Below are 3,637 nucleotides of genomic sequence, written 5' to 3'. Positions count from 1 at the left end.
CTGCTTGCCCAACATGGGCAAGGTGCTTGCCCTTGGTGAGTAAGCTGCTTGCCCCTGATGGGCAGAATTGATGCCAGGCGGCTGCCCAAATAAGTGCATGTCGCAATAACCATATTTCAGTTTAACCTAAATCGGTCTGTAGGCTTGTTTGGATTTGCTTTTACAACAGAATGTGGATTTAGTTTGTCTTATATATGCAACGCTGTAATCATGGATGAAGCATAGACTTGCAATGGATGAAACATAGACTTGTGATGGATGAAATAATGACCTCTGATTTCCCCCCACGATATAGACCTCGGATTTCCCCCACGCCGTGGGGAACGGAACCCCCTAATGTGGGGATGTCTTCCCCCTGGCGTGGGGGGGGGAAATATGGGATGCCGAAAGGCATGATACTTCTATGATACTTTTATGATACTTTTCTGTAAAATATCCAGAAAAGTATCATCGGGTTAAGTCTTTAGTCTATAGCATTTTAGGAGCTTGGCGGCGGCGGAGAATGATACTATGTAGGCGCATCCGCAATTCTTTGTGTATACGGCTCAAAAAAATCGTCCAAGTTATTATTTTACCGTCTCCAAACGTTAAATAAAGCATAAAAGGTCAGGCGGATAAGCGATATTATGCGTAAAAAGAGTAATTTTGCATTCTGTATTCGTTCCTGTGGGAATTACGACAACCGGTTTATTAACTAAGACGACATCGCATATACGATAAGGTGAGAAAGAAATCCACTATATTCTTATTGCTTTTCGCCTTTCTCTTTATATTGGCAGGCGCCGAGACGCCGCTGATGAGAAAAGACAAAAAGCATGCTGAAACAAAAGACTCTACAGTCCTTGCCGACACGCTGGGACCCGACACACTATTGTCTGACTCCGCATCCGGCGAGCCGGACACTACGCTCATGGACTCCATGCAGCTCGCAATCTACAAACACAACAAGATGGTGGACGACTCCATCCGTCTCGACAGCATGAACAGGGCAAAGTCTACAGGCGTAGACGCGCCAGTGAAATTCTCTGCCCAAGACTCCATGGTCTACAGAGCATCCGACAAACTCGCCTTCCTCTATGGCAGCTCCAACGTGGTGTATCAGAACATGGACCTCTCGAGTGCCGACATCACGATGAACATGGACAGCAGTCTTGTGCGAGCCACAGGAGTGAAAGACACTATCGGAGATCTGCAGGGACGACCAGTGTTCAAGATGGGCGACACACAGTATGACAGCGACACTATAGCCTTCAACTTCAAGACGAAGAAAGGCTTCATCAATAATGTATACACCGCCCAGGAAGACGGATTCCTCACCAGTCAGCGCTCCAAGCGCAACGAGAAAGGCGAGCTCTTCCTGGAGCACGGCCGCTATACCACCTGCGACGCCGAGCATCCCGACTTCTATATCGCCCTGTCGAGAGCCAAGGTGCGCCCCGGCAAGGACGTGGTGTTCGGTCCGGCATACCTCGTGGTGGCAGATGTGCCGCTGCCTCTTGCCATCCCCTATGGCTTCTTTCCCTTCACCAAGAGCTATTCCAGCGGATTCATAATGCCGTCGTATGGTGATGAGAGCGCCCGCGGATTCTATCTGAAAGACGGAGGATACTATTTCGCCATGAGCGACAAATGGGATCTGAAGCTCCTCGGCGAGATATATACCAAGGGCTCATGGGGAGTGTCGGCGGCAAGCAACTACCGCAAGAGATACAAATACAGCGGCAGCTTCTACTTCAGCTATCAGGACACCAAGAACGGCGACAAGGGCATGCCCGACTTCACAGAGCAGGAGAGTTTCAAGATACAGTGGAACCACCGTCAGGACCCCAAGGCAAACCCCTTCAGCACACTCTCGGCGAGTGTCAACTTCGCCACGTCGAGCTATGAGCGCAACAACCTGAACAGCATGTATAACCCGCAGTCGATGACACAGAGCACGAGGACATCATCCGTGAGCTGGAGCACCACATTCTCAAGTCTAGGCATGACGATAAGCGGAACCACGAACCTCAGCCAGAACATGAGAGACTCCACCGTGGCAATCACGCTGCCAGACCTCAACATCTCGGTGAGCCGCTTCTATCCGTTCAAGCGCAAGCGCATGGTGGGCAAGGAGCGCTGGTATGAGAAGATCTCGATGAGCTATACCGGTAGTCTCAGAAACTCCATCGACACGAAGGAGGACATGATAATGAAGTCGAACCTCGTGAAAGACTGGCGCAACGGTATGCAGCACAGCATTCCTATCAATGCCAACTTCACGCTCTTCAACTATATCAACATCAACCCGTCGATAAACTTCACCGACCGCATGTATACCAACAAGGTGATGCAGAGCTGGGACGAGCAGAGCCAGACCGCCGTGAGGGATACCACCTACGGATTCTACAACGTCTACAACTGGTCGATGAGCGTGAGCGCATCAACGAAACTCTATGGATTCTGGGTGCCGAACAAGAAAATCTTCGGCGACAAGATACAGGCCATACGCCACGTCATCACGCCACAGGTGTCATACAACTACGCTCCAGACTTCAGTTCAAGCCGATACGGATATTACGAAACCTATCAGAAGACCGACGCTCAGGGCAACGTGACGCTCGAACAGTATTCGCCATTCTCAGGTGCGCTCTTCGGAGTGCCGGGAAAGGGCAGGACGGGAAGCATCGCCATGTCGCTCTCAAACAACATCGAGATGAAGGTGAAGTCAGACAAAGACTCCACGGGATTCAAGAAACTGAGCATCATAGACGAGCTGGGAGCCAATATGTCGTATAATATGGCGGCGAAAGAGAAGAAGTGGAGCGATCTGACGATGAACATCCGACTGAAGTGGTGGAAGAACTATACGTTCAACATGACCGCCGTGTTTGCCACCTATGCCTATGAGCTTGATGCCAACGGCCGGCCGTACGTGGGCAACCACACGGAGTGGGGCAAGGGACGCTTCGGACGCTTCCAGGGAATGTCGCAGAACATCTCATATACCCTGAATCCCGAAAAGATAAGGAAACTCTTCGGCGGAGGCAAGGATGAGGACAAAAACAAGAAGACAACGGGCGACGATGACGACGACACGGGAGTGGAGACCAATGTGGACGACGACATGATGAAGGCGCAGAACGGTGCCAAGAAGCAGACCAGCCGAGCCGAGACCGACGAGAACGGATATATGAAGTTCTCCATGCCGTGGTCGATAACATTCGGCTATGGCATCACGATGAGGGAGAACACCGCCGGCAAGTTCAACACCAAGACGATGCGCTATCCGTACAAGTTCACCCAGAACCTGAACTTCAGCGGAAACATACGCATCAGCGACGGATGGAACATCAGCTTCTCTTCCGGCTACGACTTCGAGGAGCACGACATGTCAATGACCACAGCTTCGCTGCAGCGCGACCTCCACTGCTTCAGCATGAGCTGCTCCGTGGTGCTGGCGCCATACACGTCATACAACTTCTCCTTCCGTTGCAATGCCGCAACGCTGACCGACGCTCTGAAATATGACAAGCGCAGCGGTTACAGCAACGCTGTGGAGTGGTATTAAACACCAAGACATCAGACCGTAAATTTTATTTTCAGACAAGCCCCGATAACCGATTGGGTATTAAACCCAAATCGGTCATTAGGCCGT

The 3,637-nt window shown here is 51.1% G+C and carries 1 protein-coding gene; it reads left to right on the top strand.

Annotation, left to right across the window (positions count from 1 at the left end; genetic code table 11):
- Nucleotides 1-796: 796 nt before the first annotated feature.
- A complete protein-coding gene (locus QVO99_RS01455) occupies nt 797-3,550 on the top strand; it encodes a putative LPS assembly protein LptD (protein WP_441295398.1) in 2,754 nt (917 codons plus the stop codon).
- The last annotated feature ends 87 nt before the right edge of the window (nt 3,551-3,637 follow it).

Origin of the sequence: Prevotella sp. CAG:592 (assembly GCF_000436015.1) — a bacterium.
In the GTDB taxonomy this organism is placed as follows: Bacteria; Bacteroidota; Bacteroidia; order Bacteroidales; family Bacteroidaceae; genus Prevotella; species Prevotella pectinovora.
Note: the sequence above shows the minus strand (reverse complement) of the source record. Positions and strands in the feature narration are given on the sequence as shown.

Bases quoted from the DNA above. Each gene is read 5' to 3' on its own strand.
- QVO99_RS01455 (WP_441295398.1), top strand. From the start codon at position 797: ATGAGAAAAGACAAAAAGCATGCTGAAACAAAAGACTCTACAGTCCTT.